This window comes from Marinococcus luteus, from assembly GCF_034497705.1.
Taxonomy (GTDB): domain Bacteria; phylum Bacillota; class Bacilli; order Bacillales; family Marinococcaceae; genus Marinococcus; species Marinococcus luteus_A.
This window is the reverse complement of the sequence record NZ_JAXRUV010000001.1, coordinates 627477-649798: the sequence shown is the minus strand read 5'-3', so window position 1 is coordinate 649798 and position 22322 is coordinate 627477. Positions and strand designations below refer to the sequence as shown.

General features: G+C 49.1%; 20 protein-coding genes. 15 read left to right on the top strand and 5 right to left on the bottom strand.

What is annotated here, in order from left to right:
* Positions 1-140: 140 nt before the first annotated feature.
* The 5 genes from ilvA to Q9M42_RS03295 all read left to right on the top strand — a co-directional run bounded on the left by ilvA (position 141) and on the right by Q9M42_RS03295 (position 3576).
* Complete coding sequence (ilvA, locus tag Q9M42_RS03315; protein ID WP_322525106.1) at positions 141-1388, top strand: threonine ammonia-lyase IlvA; 1248 nt, start codon at positions 141-143, stop codon at positions 1386-1388.
* A gap of 38 nt (positions 1389-1426) precedes the next feature.
* Positions 1427-2173, top strand: a complete 747-nt coding sequence (locus tag Q9M42_RS03310; protein ID WP_322525105.1) for a DUF3891 family protein — start codon at positions 1427-1429, stop codon at positions 2171-2173.
* Positions 2174-2204: 31 nt separating this feature from the next.
* Positions 2205-2729, top strand: coding sequence for a type 1 glutamine amidotransferase domain-containing protein (locus tag Q9M42_RS03305; RefSeq protein WP_322525104.1), 525 nt, complete (start codon positions 2205-2207; stop codon positions 2727-2729).
* Positions 2730-2807: 78 nt separating this feature from the next.
* Positions 2808-3197 (top strand): thioredoxin family protein, encoded by a 390-nt coding sequence (locus Q9M42_RS03300; protein WP_322525103.1) that lies wholly within the window; start codon positions 2808-2810, stop codon positions 3195-3197.
* Positions 3151-3576 (top strand): TlpA family protein disulfide reductase, encoded by a 426-nt coding sequence (locus Q9M42_RS03295; RefSeq protein ID WP_322525102.1) that lies wholly within the window; start codon positions 3151-3153, stop codon positions 3574-3576. The genes Q9M42_RS03300 and Q9M42_RS03295 overlap by 47 nt, the downstream gene beginning before the upstream one ends.
* A gap of 47 nt (positions 3577-3623) precedes the next feature.
* On the opposite strand, the gene Q9M42_RS03290 is transcribed toward Q9M42_RS03295, so the two are convergent.
* Positions 3624-4349, bottom strand: a complete 726-nt coding sequence (locus tag Q9M42_RS03290) for a metallophosphoesterase family protein (RefSeq protein ID WP_322525101.1) — start codon at positions 4347-4349, stop codon at positions 3624-3626.
* A 164-nt stretch (positions 4350-4513) separates the two neighbouring features.
* Here Q9M42_RS03290 and Q9M42_RS03285 point away from each other — a divergent pair, with 164 nt between their 5' ends.
* The 4 genes from Q9M42_RS03285 to Q9M42_RS03270 are packed head-to-tail and all read left to right on the top strand — an operon-like array spanning position 4514 to position 7873.
* Complete coding sequence (locus Q9M42_RS03285) at positions 4514-5653, top strand: conserved virulence factor C family protein (RefSeq protein ID WP_322525100.1); 1140 nt, start codon at positions 4514-4516, stop codon at positions 5651-5653.
* A 24-nt stretch (positions 5654-5677) separates the two neighbouring features.
* Positions 5678-5887, top strand: coding sequence for a hypothetical protein (locus Q9M42_RS03280; protein WP_322525099.1), 210 nt, complete (start codon positions 5678-5680; stop codon positions 5885-5887).
* On the top strand, positions 5884-6405 hold the full coding sequence (locus Q9M42_RS03275) for a PH domain-containing protein (RefSeq protein ID WP_322525098.1): 522 nt from the start codon (positions 5884-5886) through the stop codon (positions 6403-6405). The genes Q9M42_RS03280 and Q9M42_RS03275 overlap by 4 nt, the downstream gene beginning before the upstream one ends.
* The gene (locus Q9M42_RS03270; RefSeq protein WP_322525097.1) at positions 6389-7873 is read left to right on the top strand and encodes a PH domain-containing protein; all 1485 of its coding nucleotides are present in this window, start codon (positions 6389-6391) and stop codon (positions 7871-7873) included. The genes Q9M42_RS03275 and Q9M42_RS03270 overlap by 17 nt, the downstream gene beginning before the upstream one ends.
* Positions 7874-7908: 35 nt before the next feature.
* On the opposite strand, the gene Q9M42_RS03265 is transcribed toward Q9M42_RS03270, so the two are convergent.
* From Q9M42_RS03265 to Q9M42_RS03255, 3 genes are read right to left on the bottom strand one after another with little or no spacing between them, the layout of a single operon-like run.
* Entirely contained in the window at positions 7909-8871 is a 963-nt protein-coding gene (locus tag Q9M42_RS03265; RefSeq protein ID WP_322525096.1) for a DUF2777 family protein, read from the bottom strand.
* A gap of 21 nt (positions 8872-8892) precedes the next feature.
* On the bottom strand, positions 8893-9804 hold the full coding sequence (locus tag Q9M42_RS03260) for a hypothetical protein (RefSeq protein WP_322525095.1): 912 nt from the start codon (positions 9802-9804) through the stop codon (positions 8893-8895).
* Positions 9805-9834: 30 nt separating this feature from the next.
* A complete protein-coding gene (locus Q9M42_RS03255; protein WP_322525094.1) occupies positions 9835-10890 on the bottom strand; it encodes a toxic anion resistance protein in 1056 nt (351 codons plus the stop codon).
* 393 nt (positions 10891-11283) lie between these two features.
* On the opposite strand from Q9M42_RS03255, the gene Q9M42_RS03250 reads away from it, so the two are divergent.
* From Q9M42_RS03250 to kapB, 5 genes are all read left to right on the top strand, one after another.
* Entirely contained in the window at positions 11284-12036 is a 753-nt protein-coding gene (locus Q9M42_RS03250; protein WP_322525093.1) for an NRDE family protein, read from the top strand.
* Positions 12037-12227: 191 nt separating this feature from the next.
* Positions 12228-16835 (top strand): glutamate synthase large subunit, encoded by a 4608-nt coding sequence (gene gltB / locus Q9M42_RS03245; protein WP_440972301.1) that lies wholly within the window; start codon positions 12228-12230, stop codon positions 16833-16835.
* Between the two features lie 93 nt (positions 16836-16928).
* The gene (locus Q9M42_RS03240) at positions 16929-18413 is read left to right on the top strand and encodes a glutamate synthase subunit beta (RefSeq protein ID WP_322525091.1); all 1485 of its coding nucleotides are present in this window, start codon (positions 16929-16931) and stop codon (positions 18411-18413) included.
* 123 nt (positions 18414-18536) lie between these two features.
* Entirely contained in the window at positions 18537-18761 is a 225-nt protein-coding gene (locus Q9M42_RS03235; RefSeq protein WP_322525090.1) for a hypothetical protein, read from the top strand.
* Positions 18762-18780: 19 nt separating this feature from the next.
* Positions 18781-19158 carry a sporulation phosphorelay system protein KapB gene (gene kapB / locus Q9M42_RS03230; protein ID WP_322525089.1) on the top strand — a complete coding sequence of 126 codons (378 nt, stop codon included), beginning with the start codon at positions 18781-18783 and terminating at the stop codon, positions 19156-19158.
* 31 nt (positions 19159-19189) lie between these two features.
* Here the strand turns inward: kapB and Q9M42_RS03225 are convergent, their stop codons facing one another.
* On the bottom strand, positions 19190-20899 hold the full coding sequence (locus tag Q9M42_RS03225; protein WP_322525088.1) for a PucR family transcriptional regulator: 1710 nt from the start codon (positions 20897-20899) through the stop codon (positions 19190-19192).
* Between the two features lie 203 nt (positions 20900-21102).
* Between Q9M42_RS03225 and Q9M42_RS03220 the strand changes: the two genes are divergently transcribed.
* On the top strand, positions 21103-22308 hold the full coding sequence (locus Q9M42_RS03220; protein ID WP_322525087.1) for a cystathionine gamma-synthase family protein: 1206 nt from the start codon (positions 21103-21105) through the stop codon (positions 22306-22308).
* Positions 22309-22322: the final 14 nt, after the last annotated feature.

Here is a 22322-nt window from a genome sequence, read left to right as displayed (position 1 = left end):
GTTATAATAGTAAGGGTTTGAACGAGATCAAAAAGCGGCGGAGACGTTCTCCGCCGCTTTCGAGCATTTACACTAATCATGTTAACCGGGCATTCACGCTTGAAGTGGACGCACGCTAAGTAGAAAGGAACGTTGCTTGTATGGGGAATATACACATTGAAGACATTATCATTGCAAATCAAACACTGAAAGACGTGGTCACGCATACCCCATTGCAGAAAAACCAGGTGCTTTCTGAACGTTACGGGGCCAATATTTATTTAAAACGGGAGGACCTCCAGGTGGTGCGCTCATTTAAAATCCGCGGGGCGTATTATATGATGAGCAGCATTCCGAAGGACAAGCTTGAAAACGGCGTCGTATGTGCAAGCGCCGGGAATCATGCTCAGGGCGTAGCCTATTCCTGCCAGGAACTGAAAGTGAAAGGCCATATTTTTATGCCAAACACGACTCCGCGCCAGAAAATTTCGCAGGTGAAGTTATTTGGGAAGGACTACGTGGAAGTAGTACTTACAGGCGACACGTTTGACGATGCCTATTACGAAGCAAACGCATACGGCGAAGCGCACGATATGGAGTTTGTGCATCCGTTCAACAACGAAAAAGTGATCGCTGGTCAGGGCACAGTCGGGATGGAAATTATGAACGACATTGAAGAGCCGATCGATTACTTATTTTCCTGCGTCGGCGGAGGCGGACTCGTATCCGGAGTTGGCACATACGTAAACTCCATTTCCCCTTCAACGAAGATCATTGGCTGCGAGCCGGCCGGAGCACCAAGTATGAAAGCCTCCATTGAAAATCAGGGCGTTGTCTCGCTCGACTACATCGATAAGTTTGTTGACGGAGCTGCTGTGAAACGGGTCGGGGAATTGACGTATGACGTCTGTAAGGATCTGCTTGACAGCATTACGCTCGTGCCTGAGGGCAAAATATGTACAACGATTCTGGAGCTGTACAATGAAAATGCCGTCGTAGCTGAACCGGCCGGAGCCTTATCAATTGCGGCTCTTGATTTTCACAAAGAAGAAATTAAGGGAAAAACGGTCGTCTGCATCGTGAGCGGAGGAAACAATGATATCGGCCGCATGGAAGAAATGAGGGAGAAATCATTGATTTATGAAGGACTGCAGCATTATTTTATTGTGAATTTTCCGCAGCGTGCCGGCGCTCTTCGTGAATTTTTGCATGATGTGCTCGGCCCGGACGATGACATTACCCGCTTTGAATACAACAAGAAAAACAACAAATCCAACGGACCGGCGCTTGTCGGCATTGAAGTAACCTATCCGTCGGACTATGATAAGCTGCTCACGAGAATGAGAGATCGCGGCATTAAATATACAGAAATTAACAAAGAAGAAACGCTGTTTAATTTCCTTATCTAATTAAGACGGTACACACGGGCAGAAAGGGAGCGGATACAATGATCAGCGAGAATCGGAACGGCTGGGTGGAAGTGATGTTGCAGCAGGAGCATGCGGCTCTTTCCGGGGAGTGCATGAAGTATTGGCACCATACGACGTTCAAAGAACAGGCGTCCTGGTCATCGGCGCTTCAGGCTACAGCCCGGCACGACGATGCCTGGAAAACACTGGATGAAGAGCCGATGCTTGATGAAAACGGGTGGCCGGTATCTTTTGTACACTATCCGGTCCCGCCGAAGCTCGGTGCCTATCGGAATACGATCAATGCTCTTGAAGAAGAGGACCCGTACCAGGCGTATTTGATCAGCAGCCACTACGGTTCATTTTTCAAAGAATCCGAGGTGCCGGAGGAAATTGCCTTCATGCAGGAGGAGATTGCCCGTCAGCAGCGCCTGATTGTCGGCTACCAGTGGAATTTCCTGATGGCAGCTGAGCATTTTCATCTGCTTCAGTTTTTTGATGACCTGTCCCTCTATATTTGCATGAATACGCCGGGAGCGTCCAAGGAGCAGGAGGTCCCCTGGTTCCGGGACGGCTTCCGCCAGACATTTGCCTCCCTTGATCATGAAACGATTCATGCCCGCTGGGAAGACGAAGAGACGATAGCTCTGCAGCCATTCCCGTTCACGAAGTCCTTTACCGTCGAAGTGGAGCGGCGCTGTGTAAAGCAGCCGCTTAAGGCGCCGGAGGACCTGTGGAATGTAAAGCCAGACAGCCGCCGGGTCACATTAAAGCCTGCCGAATAGCTTATGAAAGCAAGATAAAGGAGGAATCATAATGTCACTTCAGGGAAAAAGAATTATTGCATTTGTCGAAGACGACTTTGAAGATTTAGAGTTATGGGTACCGGTTATGCGTCTGCGCGAAGAAGGCGCTGAAGTTCTGCTCACCGGCAAGGAAAACGGCAAATCGTATACAGGAAAACACGGGGTGCCGGCCGTTTCAGAGGCAGCACTTGCCGATATCGACCCGGCAGACTATGATGGGGTCCTGGTTCCTGGAGGATGGGCGCCGGATAAACTCCGCCGCTACAGCGAAGTGCTTTCCATCGTACGGCATATGGACGAGCATAAAAAAATCATCGGTGAAATCTGCCATGCCGGCTGGGTGCTTTCCTCCGCAGGCATTCTGCAGGGCGTTCACGTAACGAGCACTCCCGGTATTAAAGACGATATGACCAACGCCGGGGCCGTCTGGTCGGACGAGCCGGTCGTCGTAGACGGCCATATCGTTTCAAGCCAGCGTCCTCCGGATATTCCAGCGTATAATCAGGCGCTTGTCGAAGCTTTCCGTACGCAGTAAAAAGAAGAGACCAAACAGCCGGCTGTGTCTAAAGGATGCAGCCGTTTGCGGTCCTGAGACAAAGCGGGTGAAACAAAATTGGAACGAATAACGAATAAACAGCTTGAGCAGATGCTTGAAGCGGGGGAAGGTCGTCAGGTGGTTTTGTTTACTTCGCCGACGTGTGGCACGTGCCAGCTGGCAAAACGTATGCTTGCCCCCATAGAAAAATTGTATGCCGGTGCTTCTTTTCTGGAAGTGGATATCAATACTGCCCCTGTACAGGCCCGGCAGCTCGAAATTCAGAGTGTCCCGTGTTTAATCGTATTTGACAGCGGGGAGGAAAAAGAGCGGCTGTATAAAATGCAGTCGGGATCGTATTTGCTTGAGCAGCTCCACCCGTATTTGAAAAAGGATTTAACAGAAAATAAGGAGGATTCCTATGCAGGCCCCTCAGTTTCAACTCAAAGAAATGTCGAACGGCGTTGAATGGTCGCTCGAACAGCTGAAAGGAAAACCGGTGCTGTTGACGTTCTGGGCGTCCTGGTGCCCGGATTCTTCCGCGGACCTGGTGCAGAAGAATCGGTTTTATGAACAAATGAATGAAGACAGTCCGCTGCAGTTTGTTACGATTAATGTGACCGGCCGCGAACGGCGGGAAGAGGATCCTAAAATGTATGTAGAAAACAATAATTATCGTTTCCCGGTGCTTCAGGACGAAGGTGTGGATACGTACAGACGCTATAAATGTGAAGGCGTACCGAGTACGTTTATTATTGATGAACAGGGCGAGATTGTAGCGCAATACGGAGATAAAGCATCGTTTATTGATATTATGCAGAGCCTGCAGAAGGTTAACAGCATATAAAAAGGCCCGCCGGGAACGGCGGGTTTTTTGTATATATTGGACAAACGTTATTTTGGCGGGCGTCCAGACGAAATAATGCGTTTTACCTGGTCGCTGTTCGGATAATCGTTAGCGTCAAATTGTGCTAAAACTTCATTCGTATCATAAGGAACCCGGCGGATTTCCGGAATTATTTCCCCGTCTTCGATGGTCAGAAGAACATATGACGGTGTCGGATCCCCGTCGAACGGGAGACCGATACTTCCTGTATTGATTACCCATTTAGCCCCAATTTTTCGAATAGAGGGAGTGTGCACGTGCCCGTACACGTAAATGTCTGCTTCCTGCTTCTGGAAAAATGATTCTTCGAAAACGGAAGCCTCACTATCGACCGGAACCGGGGGAAACAGGCTGCCGGGCACCGCGTGGAAGGCGAACAAACGGAAGCCATCGTGTTCATCGAGAAACGATTCTGGAAGCTCTTCTAAGTATTTAACGTCATTCGCGGAAAGCCGCTCGAGTGCCCAGTCCCGTTCCTGGTTCATGATCGAGCGTTTGGTCTCGGGGACTTCTCCTTCCCGGACCCCGCGGACAATCCATTCGTCTGCATTTCCCTTCAATACTTTTGCAGGAAGGGATTGAACGGTTTCAATCGAATTTTTTGGTTCCGGGCCGCGGAAAGCAAGGTCTCCGAGCATATACATATGGTCTACCGATAAAGCGTGCAGGTCGTTTAAAACAGCTTTTAATGCACGGGCGTTACCGTGTACGTCTGAAAGAAGTGCAATTTGCAACGTAATAACCTCCTCATAGCTTTTGAAACAGTCTTTATTACAGTGTATCAGAACAGCGGACTGGTTTGGAATGCAAATGCACAGCCGATTGGCAGGAGAGGCTTCTCCTGTGCTATAATCAGACGTGCAAATTGGGACGTTATTTTAAAGGAGAGAGATTAATCATGCATATTACATCCATTGAGCCAACACCGAGTCCTCATACGATGAAGCTGAATGTTAACGAATCGCTGCCCGCCGGAACGAGCAGCAATTATAAACCGGAAAATAAAGAAGAAGCACCGGCTCCGATCCAGCAGTTGCTTGATATCGAAGGCATAAAAGGTGTCTATCACGTTGCCGACTTTATGGCCCTCGAGCGCCATCCAAAAGCCGACTGGGAGCAGCTGCTGCCCCAGGTGCGCCAGGCGTTCGGCGAAAAGGTGGAGCAGCCGGATGAAGAGCCGGAGGAGCCGCAGGAAGCGTTCGGGGAAGTACAGGCGCAGGTCCAGATGTTTAAAAACATCCCGATGCAGATAAAGCTGCTTTCCGGCGAGGAAGAAAAACGCCAGGGCCTGCCGGAACGTTTTCAGACCGCTGCTTTTGAAGCCCAGCTTGAAGATGACAACATTGTGATGCAGCGCAAATGGGAGGATTACGGGGTCCGTTACGGCCAGGATCTCGAACAGATCGGCAGCGATATGGCAGAGGAAATTGCTGCAGCCTACCCGGAGGAGCGGCTGAAACGGCTGGTACGGATTGCGAATACTCCGGAAACAGAAAACACTGAGCCAAAGTTTAAAAAAGTAACGATGGAGATGATGGAGGAGCCGGACTGGAAACAGCGCTATGCAGCCTTTGACCAGATGGACCCTTCCATGGAAGACCTCCCGGTTATACAAAAGGGACTGGCAGATGAAAAACCGGCCATCCGCCGGCTAGCGGTCGTGTATTTAGGGATGCTTGAAGATCCCCAGGTGCTGCCGGATCTGCAGAAGGCGATGCAGGACCCTTCTGTCACCGTGCGAAGAACAGCAGCAGATACCTATTCTGATCTGGGAGATCCTGCGGGCATCCCGGACATGATTGAAGCGCTGAAGGACAAAAACAAGCTGGTGCGCTGGCGTGCGGCAATGTTTTTATATGAAGTCGGTGACACCTCGGCCGTCGAAGCGTTAAAGGAAGCCGACGGGGACCCGGAGTTTGAAGTGGATCTGCAGATTAAGCTTGCACTGAAACGAATTGAAGGCGGAAAAGAAGCAAAAGGCTCCATTTGGAAGCAGATGAGTGAGAAAATGGAGCAGGAGCGAAAGCCCCGGTCGTAAATGAAAAGGGAAGGAGCCTGAACGATGACGAAAGCAGAGGTACGACAGCAGCTTGAGGAACGAAACATGGAGGAAGTGCTCGAGCTGATTGAAGACGCAGAAAACGGTGATTTAAAAGAGCTTGAGCTGGCCGCTTCTCTCGGCCTTCTTCGCGATGAAAAACTGAACGATGCAGTACTGAAAGTGCTGCAGGATGAAGGAGTCACGATTATTTACGTGGAGGATGAGGAATGAATGACGGTATTCATGAGGAAGAAAATGTAACAAGACCGGCGCCGTCGCAGCGCATATCTGAAGATGCGCTGACGGTCTGGCGCTTCAAGGGGATGATTGAAATGGCCGTTGTTTCTTTCATCCCTTTTGCTTTACTTGTGCTTGCCTTCTGGTTCGGGTGGCCCGAATGGGTCCGATGGGCTCTTGGCGCGATTCTGGGATTTTTGGTTTTTTTTTCTGCCTGGTACGCATGGGTGCTGCCGAAATGGCAATGGCAGCGCTGGCGCTACGAGGTGTATGAAACAGAGGTGGAGCTTCAGTACGGTGTGATTATCTCTAAACACGTATTGATTCCAATGGTGCGTATTCAGCACGTGGATACAGCCCAGGGACCGATATATAAGCGGTACGCGCTTTCAACCGTGACTATTTCCACGGCAGCCGGCATGCATGAGATTCCAGCGCTTAAAGAAGAGACGGCGCCGGAGCTGCGTAACCGGATCGCCTTTTTGGCGGGGACGGATGATGACGATGAATGAATGGAGACGGATGCACCCGGCGGCCATTGTCACCGTCTTTTTCCGGCAGCTGAAGGATTTTCTTTTTCCGCTTATTATTACGTTCTTTGCTGGAGGCACAGCTTCCGGACCGCTTCCAGTCAACTGGATCTTTTTGCTTTTAGTGCTGTTCATCGTCATTAGCAGCATCATGAAATGGATCTTTTTTCGCTACCGTTTGGTTGAGCGGGAGCTTCAGATCCATTACGGTGTTTTTGTGAAAAAAGAACGATTCATCCGCAGCCAGCGCGTTCAATCGGTGGATATCACCGCCGGCATCATTCAGCGGATGTTCGGTCTTGTCCGTCTTAATATTGAAACAGCAGGCGGAGGCGCAGAGGCGGAAGCTTCGATTCAGGCGATACGCCGGGAAGAGGCAGATATTATTCAGTCGGCTCTGATTCAAAAATCCTCTCATGCAGCTGAGGAAGAATCGGAAGATTTTTCGGGGGAGGGCATATCCGAGGAGCTGGCAGAACCTTCGTTTTCCTGGAAAGTGCCGATGCGTACCATTTTCACGGCGGGCCTCACCTCCGGCCGGGCGGGTATTATTTTTGCAGCTCTTGCCGGCCTGTATTCCCAGGTGGGGAATTTTCTTCCCGATGAGTGGGTCGAGCAGTCGATTGGAGTGTTGATCGAGCTCAGCTACTGGTTTATTATCGGAGGCCTCCTGGTGACAGCACTTCTCAGCTGGCTCGTTTCGTCGGCATGGACGCTTGTGCAGCATGGAAATTTCGAAGTGAACCGCACCGGGAATGATCTTGAGATCACGTGGGGACTTCTCGAACGAAAACAGATTACGCTTCAAATGCACCGGATAACGTGTATTCGTTTTATCAGTAACCCGGTCAGGCAGGCGCTCGGCATGTGGGCGGTTTATATAGACAGCGCCGGCGGAAGCACCGAACGGGGACAAAATTCGATCATGCTGCTGCCGCTGATTCACCAGAAGCAGCTACATACCTTTATGGAGCAGATTGATGATACGGCTTTGATTCCGGAAAAGGTAAACAAACTGCCAAAACGGGCGGCAAGAAGATATATGTTCCGGGCGTCGGCATTTTGGTGGCTGGTATTTATTCCGACGGCCATCTGGGTGCCGTATGGCTGGGCAGCCGCAGCAGTGCCGCTGTTTTTCACGTGGTGGGGCTGGATATGCTATAAAGGCTCCGGCATGAAAGTGGAAGAGAAGCAGCTGATTATCCGGGAAAGAGCCTGGAGTGCCATTTATAATTTTGTACCTAAACGACGGATTCAATATTTGGAAAACACGCAGTCCTTTTTCCAGCGGAGACGGAGGCTGTATACGATCTCGGCTTCGGTTATCAGCAGCGTCACCGGGAGGACGGTTTATTTAAGGGACGTGGATGAAAAGGACGAAGCAGCCTATTTTTCCTGGTATCAGAAAACATGGGATCATGACTCCAAAACACAAAAAAAAGGCTTTTGAACCTCGGTTCAAAAGCCTTTTTGTGTAGCATGCATTTACTGTCCCCGGGCAAACGAGTTTGTATAGATAAACAGGTTTCGGACGCCCTTATCGGTCGTAATTTCAAAACGATCGAATACATAGTCCTCGTCTTCTGCGTACAGGTTCCTTTCATAATGGTGCTGGACGATAAGTACGGACTGCTGTTTTCGGAAATAGAGAAAATTTACCCCGGTAAAAGAAGTTTCTTCGGGCTCCTGCATTAATTGATACAGCAGATGGTTATGGCATTCAATCAGATCGTCCTTGCTGAACCCGTTAGAGTGAATATTTTTAACCAGGCTGTAACGGGAAGGGTCTTCAAGCTCATTTAAAAAGATGGCAAACGGCCGGAATTGATCACTGTGAATGCGGACATGATCATGCTCCTGCAGCTCAAATATCTGACCGTGATCGTTGCGGAAATACATATCGTAGTAATGGACCGCCCGGCGCCAGGGGAGACCACCTGGGGAAATTTCGAGTTCAAATGGGCAGTCTTCGATGTCAAGGGCCTGGCCATCCGGCGCCTCCCGCAGAAATACGTTTCCCCGCGAGCGGTGAATTTCATAATAAATATAAGACTCTTCCTGCGGCTCCTTTGGTTCCGGTGTAAAAGTCACGGAAAGAGAATGCAGCAGGCGCTTCCATTCTTTTTTATCGCTGTAGGGTACGAGAGGGGAAGAGATCTCTTTTTCAAGCAGCTGAACGACAGAGTGCTCATAGGACGCTGGGGTGCGGTCGTCAGCAGCTTGAATTTTAGTTCCCGGTACAGTAATGGTTTTAAGGTTAAACTCATGTACCGCTTCTTTTTTGTCTACATCCGGGAGGCGGTGGGCCTGCTGAACACGGACACGTCCTTCCCAAATTTTCCGCGGAGCGGCAGACGTCTGCTCTAAAATACCGTAATAGGCCCCGGTTCTGCCGTAATCGACAACCACGGGGCGGCCTTGATGCTCGAATGCTTCTTGTCGTTTCATAATGGACCTCGCTTTATTCCTTTAAAATTTCTTTTCCTGACGGTATCTTTTTTCGTTTACCTTCAGCAGCTGGCGCATTTTCCGGGCGTGCACATCATTTTGTTCCATGCGCAGCGAGCTGAGGCGCCCGCGCATCGCTTCAAGCGCCTGCAGAAGAGCACCATGCTGTTCGTTCCTATGGTTCGGCTCAAGCAGCCTGTACGTTTCGATGAGATCCGGTATTTCGCGGCCGAGCATGCGTTCGACCAGATATTCATCCTCCACATCAAACTGCAGGGAAGGCGAAGAGCGCAGTTCCTCAAGCTCCCTGTCAATCTGCCGCAGCTCCTGCTGGATATCTGCCGGGAGGCCGCTCTCTTGCTTTACGTAGTGCTGATGAAATCGGTCGAGTGCTCTATGCCATTTAACTGGCTCGTCTTCCGGCACCTCCTCGGCGGGGGCCGGTTCGGCCGTGTGCAGCTGAATGTCCCGGGGGGCCCGGCCCTGCAGGGTGTAATCGAGCACTTCAAGCTTGCGGAAAATGTGCTGAAAGTAGGACGATTTTTCAATATTACGGGCATGCATTTTGCCGTTTTTCATGTAATGGACCAGCGCTTCCCGTAAAAAAGCCGGGGTGTGCCCGTCAGTACTACGCACATAGTCAATTGTCACCGTCTTTTGAATAGCTGCCTGGGACCGCTCTTTTTCGAAGCTTGTAATACGGATGCGTCTGGCGGTCAGTTTCATACGGAACAAAAATAGTTCGTTTTCGCGTTTCAGGCGTTTAGACTGACGGAGTTCATCCGCCCGGGCAATCACCCGGTCGATCGCTGCTTCCATTTCCTCCACGATAAACAGCCCGTGGCTGTCGGAGAAAATATGATCATCCACCGGGCGCATATGGTCCGGCAGGAAGCGTTCAACCCAGGGATGTTCGAACCATCTGTTAGCCAAGTGTTTCACCGTCCTATACGTTGATATCTATCAGTTTAACAATTTGTGCTTCATCTGGTTGTTTAATTCGTCCATTTCGGAAATGAACTGTTTACTGGAGGCGACAATACGTTCATTGGACTGCTCCGTCATCTGGATAGCTTCGTACACGTCCTGATAAGCCTGTTGGAACGTTTCGAGGGCGATCGCCGGCTCTTCGAGTGTCTTCAGGGTGTCGGCCGTGTTTTCTTTCAGCATGCGTGCATTGTTGGTGAGCATATTTTCGGTAGATTCGTTAACGCTCTGCACCGCATTGATCACTTTCCGCTGATTGCCAAGAGCAAGCTGGATGGAAGCGGTGACGGTCACGATATTTTTCGTCATGGTAATGGCGTTAAAAATCGCTTCTTCAAGCTTTCCGTTGTTATCGACAATCAGGTCGATCGAAGCAATCGACTGCTGAAGAACCATAACTGCCTGCGTCATATTTTTTACACGGGATATTACTTTTTGCTGCCCTTTTTGAATAGCTGCCGGATTGTCGCGCCAATGTTCTTCGAGCATTTCTTCCTCGAGCATGGAATTCAGCTGCTTGCCGGTTTCAATCTGCGTTTCGAGTTCTTCAATGCGCTTAATGGCCGTTTCTTTTAATTCTTCAAGCATGACGTTGTCTTCCTGCAGCTTGTCCCGGCCGGCGAGGAGACCGTGAATAATATTGTCTACCTGGGATTCCACTGTTTCGTATTTTTTCGCATACTGTTCGACTGGATCGCGGCGTAAAATTTTATTCATTGTTTTCTGCAGACGGCCTTCTTTTAAATATTCCGGTTCAAGTTCGCCTACCACCGTTTTTAATTCATGAAGCTTATCGGGAAGCTCGTTGTCCTTTTGATCCATCATTTCCCGGACGGGACGCTTTAATGCTTCAAGGGAGTCGCCGGCTTTGCGCTGCTCCGCTTCCCCAAGACCTCCGAGGGTACTTACGAGCTGCTCTGTATCTTTTTCATTTTTAAAGCGTTCAATGAATTTTTCAGCTTCTTCCTTGCTTTTCCCTTCGTTAGTGGAGGGGGTTAAATCTTCTTGATTTGTATTGGGTTCGTCAGTCATACGGATTCCTCCTCATAGTTAATTCGGCGGGGCCTTTACTTATATATCGTATGATCATTAACAATAGTTTATAAAAAGGAAGTATAATACTTACAGTTTAGCATTAGAGCGGGCAATAGTAAAAAAATGTCCATTAGAAAAGAAGGGCCCGGGTGAGCAGAGTAAATCATTTTCCTTTGCAATTTTGAAAATTTTTTGTAACATATTATAGAAGCAGTATATAATACAGACGGCAAAAGCCAGAAGGCTTTTTTCAGGGAGAATGGCCAGGTTCAGCAAATACTATTTAATAGAAAAAGCATTTGCTCCATCTACAAAACGAAAGCGGATAAAACGACGAATCAGATCCAGGCTGCGGCAATCACCCGCAGGAGGAAGAAAGGAACGAATGGCATGTGTTTAATTGCTTTTGCGTATCAGATGCATCCTTGGTTCCCACTTGTCGTGGTTTCCAACCGGGATGAATTTTTAGAACGGCCGACTGAGCGCCTACATAAATGGGGGGGCGAAGGCATCGTGGCGGGAAAAGATTTGCAGCAGGGCGGTACATGGATGGGAGGCAGTCTTTCCGGACGGTTCGCAGCTGTTACAAATATCCGCAAGCCGGGCATGGAGAGCGGTAAAAAATCACGCGGGCATCTGCCGCTGCGATTTTTGCGGAACGAATCGGAGCAGGCGCTTGAAGCAGTGAAAAAAGACCGAAACGAATACAGAGGTTTCAACATGATCGCGGGCTCAGAAAAGGAAATGTTTTATTTACATAATCACAAAGAAGGACCGCATAAAGAGCGTCTTGCGCCCGGGGTTCACGCTCTCAGTAATGCCTCTTTGAACACGCCTTGGCCGAAGGTCGAAAAAGCAAAAAAGCACGTGGAAACGCTGCTTGCTTCTTCGGGGAATACGCTCGACCCTGACGCTTTTTTTAAAGCAATGCAAAATGCAGAGCCGGCCGCCGACCAGGATCTTCCTAATACAGGGATAGACAAACAGCTTGAGAAACAGCTTTCATCGATGTTTATTGATCTACCGGAATACAAAACGAGATGTCAGACCATGTTTATTGTGCGAAAAGACGGAAAAATTACAATGCTCGAGCGGATGACAGACGCCCGGACCGGTACGGGCCATTATGAATGGCATGTATAAATGTGAATATTTATTCTTCAGGTCGTATGAATATAAAAAGGCGCTGAAAGAATAAAAGCGTGTAGTCCTGCTTATAAGCGTTTACATGACTAGTGAAACCCAAATCTCAATTTGTCGAATGTTTAGAAAAATGATATAATATGCAAACCAATTTAAATTTGGACACCATGGAGAGAGGTGGAGAGGGGTATATGTTATTGCCTAGAAAAAATTATAAAGAAGGCTTGTATGACTCCCAGTTTGAGAAGGATAACTGTGGGATCGGCTTTCTTGCGGATATTAAAGGGAAAAAGTCACACGACATTGTTGAAAAAGGATTGCAAATTTTAAGAAACCTGGACCACCGCGGCGGTCAGGGAGATGAAGTAAATACCGGGGACGGCGCGGGAATGCTTCTGCAGATTCCGCACCGTTTCTTCAAAAATAAAGAAAATGAGCTCGGTTTTTCGCTGCCGGAGGAAGGCGATTACGGAGTTGGGATGCTGTTTCTACCTGTAGATAACACCAGGCGTGCCCAGTGCGAACAGGCCATCGAAAAAATGGTTGAAGAAGAGGGACTGCCGCTGCTCGGCTGGCGCGAAGTGCCTTCTGACGATTCGATGCTCGGAAACGCGGCACTCTCAGCTATGCCTGCGATCCGCCAGCTGTTTATTAAGCGCCCGGAAAGTGTAAAAACGAGAGAAGATTTTGAGCGAAAATTGTATATTGTCAGAAAACGATCTGAGCATGAGCACGGGGTTAAGCTTCATGATCAGGACAGCTTCTATTTTGCAAGCTTATCCTCGCGGACCATTGTGTACAAAGGGATGCTTACGACAGAGCAGCTGAACCAGTTTTATAAAGATTTAAACGACCGTCAGTTTGAAACGGCGCTCGCGCTTGTGCATTCCCGTTTCTCCACGAATACATTCCCAAGCTGGGAGCGGGCTCACCCGAACCGCTATCTCATTCATAACGGGGAGATCAACACAATTAAAGGAAACGTTAACTGGATGCATGCCAGGGAGCCGAAGTTTGAATCAGAACTGTTTGGCAGCGACATGGAGAAGGTTCATCCGGTTGTGGATGCTGAAGGCAGTGACTCCTCGATGTTTGACAACGCGTTTGAATTTTTGACGCTGTCCGGACATAAAATGCCTCATGCTGCCATGATGATGATTCCTGAGCCGTGGCAGAACAACCCGCTTATGAATGAAAAAAGGCGTGCGTTTTATCAGTACCACAGCTGCTTAATGGAGCCGTGGGACGGGCCTACTGCCATCGCATACACGGACGGAAGCCAGATCGGGGCCTGTCTCGACAGAAACGGCCTGCGTCCGGCCCGTTATTACGTTACTAAAGACGACCAGATTGTCATGTCTTCAGAGGTGGGAGTACTTGACATTGCTCCCGAAGACGTCTTATATAAAGAACGTCTGCATCCCGGCCATATGCTGCTTGTGGATCTTGAAGAAGGGCGTATCGTTCCTGACGGAGAGATTAAGGATAAAATTGCCGGCGAGCATCCGTACCAGGAATGGACAGACGAATACCTGACAGATTTAGAGGATATGCTTGAAAGTCAGGAAGTTTACAACACTAATTTCGAAAAACTGGAGCAGCGTCAGCTTGCTTTCGGCTACACATATGAAGAATTGGAAAAAGTGGTCAAGCCGCTTGCCACAGGTTCAGGAGATCCGGTCAGTTCGATGGGCTACGACTCTCCGCTTGCAGTGCTTTCCAAAAAGCCGCAGCTGTTGTACAACTACTTCAAACAGCTGTTTGCACAGGTGACAAACCCGCCGATAGACGCTATCCGCGAGGAAATAGTCACTGCTGTCGGCACGACTATCGGAAAACAGGGTAACCTGCTCGATCCAAAGCCGTCGCACGCCCAGCAGCTGTATTTAAAAAAGCCAATTGTCAACAACGAAGATTTAGCCAAGCTGCGTTCCAATAAACTGGAAGGATTTGCAGCTTCTACGCTTTCTATCGTCTTTGAAGCAGCAAAGGGAGCCAATGAAATGGAACATGCTCTTGAACGTATATTTGAGCAGGCGGACCAGGTCATCGATGAAGGCTCGACTATCCTTATTTTAAGCGATCGTGACGTGAACGGGACTTACGCTCCGATACCGGCGCTGCTTGCGGTCGGCGGGCTGCACCACCATCTCATCCGTACAGGCCGCCGTACAGATGTCAGCCTGGTGCTTGAAAGCGCCGAGCCGCGGGAAGTGCACCATCTTGCGGTGCTGCTCGGCTACGGCGCAGAAGTAATTAATCCGTACCTTGTCTTTGATTCGGTCGATGACATGATCAAAGAAGGATTAATGGAAGGTTCGTACGTGGAAGCGGTAAGCACGTATATTAAAGGCGCTACAAAAGGCATTATGAAGGTCCTCTCAAAAATAGGCATTTCCACGGTGCAGAGCTACCGGGGCGCCCAGGTTTTTGAGGCTGTCGGTATTAATGACGAAGTAATCAATCGCTATTTTACATGGACGTCCTCAAGAATCGGCGGTGTAAGCACAGAAATTATTGCAGAAGACGTTCTTGAACGCCATTTCCGGGCCTACAATGACCGCGAAGGACTGGACACGACGCTTGACCCTGGGGATGACCTGCAGTGGAGGCGGTACGGTGAACCTCATCAATACAATCCGCATACGATCCATATGCTGCAGCATGCCGCAAAAACTAACGATTTTACGCTGTTTAAAAAGTATTCAGACGCTATCGATAAACAGGAACAGGAGCAGACAACGCTCCGCGGCCTGCTTGAATTTAACAAGGGTGTCCGCGAGCCAATCAGCATCGACGAAGTAGAGCCTGCAGAAAATATCTTTAAACGCTTCAAAACTGGAGCAATGTCATTCGGATCTATCTCCGAGGAGGCTCATGAGGCGCTTGCCATCGCCATGAACCGCATCGGCGGTAAATCAAATACGGGCGAAGGCGGGGAAAATCCAGAGCGGTTTACGCCGGATGAAAACGGTGATCTGCGCCGGAGTGCGATCAAGCAGGTAGCTTCGGGACGTTTTGGTGTTACAAGTCACTACCTTGTCAACGCCGACGAAATACAAATCAAAATTGCCCAGGGGGCAAAGCCTGGCGAAGGCGGCCAGCTTCCCGGCAAAAAAGTATATCCGTGGATTGCGGAAGTGCGCGGCACGACGGCAGGTGTTGGCCTGATTTCGCCGCCGCCGCACCATGATATCTATTCGATTGAAGATTTGGCCGAGCTCATCCATGACTTGAAAAACGCGAATCCGAACGCCCGGGTCAGTGTGAAGCTCGTTTCAGGGACCGGCGTTGGGACGATTGCTGCCGGTGTTGCGAAAGGCCGTGCTGACCATGTAGTCATCAGCGGTTACGACGGCGGCACAGGTGCTGCTGCCCGCACAAGCATTAAGCATGCCGGCCTCCCATGGGAAATCGGTCTGGCAGAGACGCATCAGACGCTTGTCATGAACAATTTGCGGAACCGGATTTCGGTGGAAACAGACGGCAAGCTGATGACAGGCCGCGACGTAGCGGTGGCCGCACTTCTCGGGGCAGAAGAATATGCATTTTCCACAGCGCCGCTCGTTGTACTCGGCTGTGTCATTATGCGTGTGTGTCATCTCGATACATGCCCGGTAGGTGTTGCAACACAAAATCCTGAACTGCGTAAAAAGTTCATGGGCAAACCGGACAATGTCGTAAACTTCATGACCTTTGTGGCCGAAGAGCTTCGTGAAATTATGGCAGAACTCGGTTTCAAAAGCATTGACGATATGGTTGGCCATACCGAAGTGCTGAAGCAGGTAGACTCGGTAAACAATAAAAAAGCACAGACGGTGAATCTGTCGAATCTGCTTCACCGTCCGAAAGCGAAAAATCAATCCAAGCACGTGGCCCATATTAAACAGGACCATGAGCTGAATATCTCTCTTGACGAAACGACGTTAAAGCATGCGGCAAAGGATGCCCTTGAATCACAGATGCCTGTTTTTGGAGAGTTTGATATCCAAAACACCAACCGAGTGGCCGGGACGATGCTTGGAAGCGAAATTACGCAGAAATACGGTGCCGAAGGCCTGCCGGAGGATACTATCAGATTTACTTTCTATGGTTCGGCCGGCCAGAGCTTCGGGGCTTTTATTCCTAAAGGTATGACGATGAGCCTGATTGGCGATGCCAACGACTATATCGGCAAAGGACTGTCAGGCGGAAAATTGATTGTCACGCCGCCGGATACTTCTACATTTGATGCGGAAGACAATATTATTATTGGAAACACGACGTTTTACGGAGCTACTTCCGGGGAGGCTTACATCCGCGGGGTAGCCGGTGAACGGTTCTGTGTCAGAAACAGCGGAGCAAAAGTCGTAGTCGAAGGCGTCGGGGACCACGGCTGTGAATATATGACCGGCGGTGTTGTCGTTAATCTAGGTGTTACCGGTAAAAACTTTGCAGCAGGGATGTCGGGCGGCGTAGCGTACGTGTACGACCCTGACCATACGCTTGAAAGTAAATACAACAGCGAAATGGTAGGTCTTGAAGTAATTGAATCTGCCAGGGACGAGCAGGAGATCCAGCAGATGATTGAAGCGCACGGAAAACAGACGGGCAGCGAAGCAGCAGAACGCATCCTGGCCGCCTGGGAGACCGAACGCAAACATTTCGTGAAGGTTATTCCGTACGACTACCAGGCAATGCTGCAGTCGATCCAGGAAAGAATAGACAACGGCTTGAGCGAAGCGGATGCTGTGCTTGAAGCTTTCCAGGAAGCAACGACGGAAGAGGACAAAGATAAAGAAAAAGTCACTGGAAATTAACAGTCCGGGAAGGCTTTCACAGCCTTCCTGGCTTTTCGAATAAAGGCGTTGAATGAACAGCATACAACGATTTCAAAAGTGGGAGTGAGGGAAATGGGGAAACCAACAGGTTTTCTGGAATATAAAAGAGAAGCTCCAAGTAAATTGGATCCGCTCGAGCGGGTGAAAAACTGGCAGGAGTTCCAGATCATGATGCCGGAAGACAAGCTTCAGGAACAGGGTGCCCGCTGTATGGACTGTGCGATCCCGTTCTGCCAGGCTGGCACTTCCATGGTCGGTTCCGATGAAATTGGCTGTCCCGTATACAATTTGATTCCGGAATGGAATGATCTTGTCTATCGCGGAAAATGGCAGGAAGCATTGACGCGTCTTCATAAAACGAACAACTTCCCGGAATTCACCGGGAGAGTGTGCCCGGCTCCGTGTGAAGGCTCGTGTACCGTAGCCATCAACGATGACCCGGTAACCATCAAATCCATTGAATACCACATTGTGGAAAAAGGATTTAAGGAGGGCTGGATTACAGCTGATCCGCCAAAAACGAGAACTGGCAAAAAAGTAGCGGTGATCGGATCCGGGCCGGCAGGACTTGCAGCTGCCCAGCAGTTGAACCGGGTCGGCCATACGGTGACGGTATTCGAAAAAGACGACCGTATCGGCGGGCTGCTTGCCTATGGGATTCCGGAAGTAAAGCTTGAAAATGACACTATTACAAGAAGAACAGATATTATGGAAGAAGAGGGCATCGAGTTCCGGACGAGTGTCGATGTAGGAAAAGATATTACCTCCGAACAGCTCGACGAAGAGTACGATTCCGTTATTCTCTGTACAGGCGCGCAGAATCATCGCGATGTACCGGCAGAAGGACGCGGTTTAAAAGGAATTCATTATGCGATGGACTTTCTGCGTGGCAATACAAAATCCCTGCTGGATTCGAACCTCGAAGACGGTAGATATATCAGTGCAAAGGATAAGCACGTGATCGTCATCGGCGGCGGGGATACCGGGGTGGACTGTATTACGACCTCACTCCGTCACAACTGCGCTTCCCTGACCCAGTTTGATATCAATAAAGAAAAAGATAATGAACGTCCGGAAGACAACCCGTGGCCGCTGTATCCACTTGTTTATAAGCAGGAAGACGGGCACAAAGAAGCAGCTGCTCTGCAGGGCGAGGACCCGCGTGCCTATAAAGTAATGACAAAGAAATTTGTCGGAAACGAAAAAGGGCAGGTAAAGGAAATTCATACGGTGGAAGTGGAAACGGTCTTTGAAGACGGCAAAAAAGTCCGTCACGAAGTGCCTGGAACTGAGCGCGTATGGAAAGCCGATCTCGTACTGCTAGCCGTTGGCTTTACCGGTCCCGAGCAGGAACTGCTGGAACAGATGGAAATCGAACGTACAGATAGAAGTACAGTAAACGCCGAATACGGAAGCTATGTTACAAATCATGAAAACGTATTTGCAGCAGGCGATAATCGCCGCGGTCAAAGCCTTGTAGTATGGGCTATCCATGAAGGACGGGAAGCAGCCCGTGAATGCGACCGTTTCCTGATGGGAACGACGAACCTGCAGTAGAATGAAAAAGTCCGGATCAACCGGGCTTTTTCAAGAAAAGATTATTAAATTTCACGTACTGTAATGAATTTTTATTAATAATCTGATACAATAGATTAAAACTTTGTTGGAGTAGGAGTCACATTGAAAAAAATTGCAAAAGGGATTTTAACAGCAGTAATCATTTATGCAGTCATTATTGTACTTATTTTAGCAACGGCGTTATTGTTTGTAATGGTTTCATTTTCCGGGGAGATGGCCCAGGTGCTTTTTGGATGGAACGAATACAATGAATGGACAAACACACATCTGGTTCCCTGGGCGGAAATGCTGTGGGAATGGTTTGTCGCTATAACGCCGGGAGGCTGACAGGAAAGGTGGAAAAAAGATGGAACAGTATCGTTTTCCTTATAAATCAGGAGTTTACGTTGGAACCCCTGTAAAAGAAAATCCCGAACAGTGGCTGATGGAAGTACAAGTAGTACTTGAACACCCGCGGCAGGGAGACCTGCACCAGCCGAAGAAGACAAATGTGCCGATTTTCCATGAACGCCGGGCACTGGCGGAAAAAGAAAAAATCTGGGTGCAGAAAAAAGCGGTGAAGCCGCTTGAAACAGTCCCGGACATGACGTATAAAGAATCTCTTCGAAAGGCATTTGATGCTTACGAGAGGGAGCTCGAAAGTAAAGAGGATGAATTTTCCCAGAAATCACTGAAAACGCTCCATGCGGTAAAAGCTGATTATGAACGGCAAAAACTACTATAACTCTGCCCGCGGGCAGAGTTATTTTTGTATTTTATACATGAGGAGTGCGCTCATCGGTGACAAACAGGGCTCCGGCTGTGTGAAGCCGAATAGACAGTTCAATTAAAAACAGGTCATCGGAATTATTCAAATCACAGCTCGTAAGTGATTCGATTTTTTTTAAACGGTATAGTAAGGACTGGCGGTGGAGATTTAACTCCCGGGAGGTCTGACTCACATTGCCCTTGCATTCATTGTAGGTACGGACCGTTTTCATTAAATCAATGCCCCGTTCGACGGAATAATGATGCAGCGGGGCAACTGTAGCTTCAGCGATCTGGCGGATTTCCTCATTTTTAGAAAGAGACATCAGAGCCCGGTCAAAGCGCGTGTCTTCATACGTATGAATGTAGCCGAATCCCCGCTGCCTGCGTCCGGCATCAAGAGCAGAGGAAGCCTCCGAAAAGCTTGTCACAAATTCCCAGGGTGCAGCTGTCTTGCTTACTCCCCAGGAAATGACGAGGTGGGGTATTTTTTGTTCGAGGCGGTACTGTACCGTTTCTGCAAAATAGTATACCGTGTCATACATCATGGTTGGGTGCATTTCCAGATACACTATCAGTTCAGATTTTTGGAAGGTGCTCATTACGCGTGCTTTTAAATAACGGCTCGCGTGGGAGACTTCTTCCTCAAACATATAGCCAATCTGTTCAAGCCAGTGGTCATAGGAAAGCGGTGGGGATTCTGCATGGAAGACCCGTTCGACATTTTCAGGCTTGGCTACAAAGCAGATATAAGGAAGCTCAAGGTTATAGCCTAATGATTTTCCGCGCGAAAGCGCCTGGTCCCGGGATTCATAATTATCCTTTGCCAGGCTCCAGACAAAATCATCTTTCAGACGCATCTCGGTTTCAAGCGCCGTCTGGTCATGCAAAAAGCATAGAGCGGAAGTGGTGACCGAATGTTCAAGCAGAAGCAGGGTGTATTCTTCAAATACATCGTGCTTTTCTTTGTGCGTCGGCCACTGAAGGATCATATAGCCCTGGATATCCTGGGTGGTCTGCACGGTTAGGCGCAGCAAGGTGCCGGTGTCTGTATCCATCCATTCCATGTTGGCTGGCAGACTTTTTTCGGGATCAGACTGCTGAAAAGGGGGAAAAAGTGGATTCCCTCCCTGGCTTAAATACTGGTTCCACCATTCGGCGAGGTCCGACGAACGGTTCGTCTGGGTCTTCAGGCGTCCGCGCTTATCGACCACAAGCATTGGTATATGCAGTTGTTCGTATACGTAAGAGGCAATTGCCTCCATGCCTTTGCCTTCAAGTATGATTTCGAGAAGGTCTGTGCGGATTTTATTTGAAACGTCGATGGAGCGTAGAGAGCTTTTATGAAGGGCTTCGGAAATTGCTTCTGTAATATCCGAAAAACGGATCTCCCACGGAATTTCGACGAGCGGAAACGCTTTTGACTCACAAAAGTCGATTACATTGTCAGGTATGGAGGAGATATAGTGGCCGACAGACAAAATCAAACCGCTCGCTCCTGCTTCCATCAGCTCTTCAATAAACTCAAGCAGATCCCTTTCATTTTGACAGCCGATCCCCGAGCTTAAAATTAATTCCCTGGGCCGGACGAAATCCTCCACAGGTGTTTCTATAACCGATGCCCAGTAAACGGTAATAGAGCTTGAATCGGCATTCGATGTTAATGGAAGGGCCGTGTTCATAATCGGAAGCTGTAATACTTGTTGCATAGAAATCATCGCCAGACACCCCTTTACAATACCAAAACGTAAATTCATCTTCTGATTATTATTTTACCATATTTGCATGGAAGATAATGTGTCATGCACTTTGTGCAAAAGAAAGTGCAAAACTTCATACAATTGTGTGAATGGAATTTAAACAGATAATCTATACACTGAAGGTAGAGAAAAAATAGTAACAGGGAAGGTTGTGTTCAATCATGACACACACACACATTAATCGTTCAACAAAAGCAGTATGGGCAGGGGAAAAAGAATACCGGGCATTTGGAGCGACCCAGGTTCCGGTAGTCCACAGTGTTGCCTATACGTATGACGATCTGGACCATTGGTATGACGTGGCAACAGGAAAGAAAGAAGGGCATATCTATGGTCGGAATACGAACCCTACCCTGCAATCGTTCGAAGAAAAAATCAGGATTTTGGAAGACGCTGAGGCGGCTACGAGCTTTTCGACCGGCATGGCTGCCATCAGTAACTCTTTGGCTACGTTCCTCCGTCCGGGCGACCGGGTAGTATCCATGAGGGACACGTACGGTGGTACAAATAAAATCTTTACCGAATTTCTGCCGCATATGGATATTGAGGTGTCGCTCTGCGAAACGGGCAACCATGAAGAGATTGAAGCAGAAGTCCGTAAAGGCTGCGATATTTTATATCTTGAAACACCAACCAATCCAACGGTGAAAATTACTGATATTGAACGAATGACCAGGGTTGCAAAGGAAGTAGGAGCACTTGTGTTTGTTGACAACACATTTGCCACCCCGATCAACCAGAACCCGATTGAATTTGGTGTGGACCTTGTTATTCACAGTGCCACGAAGTTTCTGGGCGGGCATGCAGATGCCCTCGGCGGAGCAGTATGCGGCCGGAAGGATCTGGTCGAAAAGATCTTCCATTACCGCGAAATCAACGGAGCGACGATGGATCCAATGGCTGCCTACCTGATGATCCGGGGCATGAAGACGCTCCATCTCCGGGTACGTCAGCAGTGCGAATCCGCGATGAAAATCGCCGAACACCTGCAAAATCATGAGCAGGTGGACCAGGTATTCTATCCGGGACTCAAAACTCATCCGGGTCATGACATTGCAGCGAAGCAAATGAACCAGTTTGGCGGTATGTTCAGCTTCTCGTTAAAAGGCGGAATGGATGCCGTTCGCCAGTTCCTGCCAAAGCTCGAGTACGCCAACCGTGCAGCAAACCTGGGATCGGTGGAAACGACGGTAGGACCGGCAAGAACGACGAGCCACGTAGAAAATACGCCGGAAGAACGGGCGGCGCTCGGTATTCCGGAAAGCCTCGTGCGCTACTCGGTCGGAATCGAAGATACAGATGATCTCATTAACGATCTGCAACAGGCGCTGGCTTCGCTGCCAAAAGCCGAAAGCGTGAAAAACTAAAGGACGGTTTGAGC

Bases quoted from the DNA above. Each gene is read 5' to 3' on its own strand.
- ilvA (WP_322525106.1), top strand. From the start codon at position 141: ATGGGGAATATACACATTGAAGACATTATCATTGCAAATCAAACACTG.
- Q9M42_RS03310 (WP_322525105.1), top strand. From the start codon at position 1,427: ATGATCAGCGAGAATCGGAACGGCTGGGTGGAAGTGATGTTGCAGCAG.
- Q9M42_RS03305 (WP_322525104.1), top strand. From the start codon at position 2,205: ATGTCACTTCAGGGAAAAAGAATTATTGCATTTGTCGAAGACGACTTT.
- Q9M42_RS03295 (WP_322525102.1), top strand. From the start codon at position 3,151: ATGCAGGCCCCTCAGTTTCAACTCAAAGAAATGTCGAACGGCGTTGAA.
- Q9M42_RS03285 (WP_322525100.1), top strand. From the start codon at position 4,514: ATGCATATTACATCCATTGAGCCAACACCGAGTCCTCATACGATGAAG.
- Q9M42_RS03280 (WP_322525099.1), top strand. From the start codon at position 5,678: ATGACGAAAGCAGAGGTACGACAGCAGCTTGAGGAACGAAACATGGAG.
- Q9M42_RS03275 (WP_322525098.1), top strand. From the start codon at position 5,884: ATGAATGACGGTATTCATGAGGAAGAAAATGTAACAAGACCGGCGCCG.
- Q9M42_RS03270 (WP_322525097.1), top strand. From the start codon at position 6,389: ATGATGACGATGAATGAATGGAGACGGATGCACCCGGCGGCCATTGTC.
- Q9M42_RS03265 (WP_322525096.1), bottom strand. From the start codon at position 8,871: ATGAAACGACAAGAAGCATTCGAGCATCAAGGCCGCCCCGTGGTTGTC.
- Q9M42_RS03255 (WP_322525094.1), bottom strand. From the start codon at position 10,890: ATGACTGACGAACCCAATACAAATCAAGAAGATTTAACCCCCTCCACT.
- Q9M42_RS03250 (WP_322525093.1), top strand. From the start codon at position 11,284: ATGTGTTTAATTGCTTTTGCGTATCAGATGCATCCTTGGTTCCCACTT.
- gltB (WP_440972301.1), top strand. From the start codon at position 12,228: ATGTTATTGCCTAGAAAAAATTATAAAGAAGGCTTGTATGACTCCCAG.
- Q9M42_RS03240 (WP_322525091.1), top strand. From the start codon at position 16,929: ATGGGGAAACCAACAGGTTTTCTGGAATATAAAAGAGAAGCTCCAAGT.
- kapB (WP_322525089.1), top strand. From the start codon at position 18,781: ATGGAACAGTATCGTTTTCCTTATAAATCAGGAGTTTACGTTGGAACC.
- Q9M42_RS03225 (WP_322525088.1), bottom strand. From the start codon at position 20,899: ATGATTTCTATGCAACAAGTATTACAGCTTCCGATTATGAACACGGCC.
- Q9M42_RS03220 (WP_322525087.1), top strand. From the start codon at position 21,103: ATGACACACACACACATTAATCGTTCAACAAAAGCAGTATGGGCAGGG.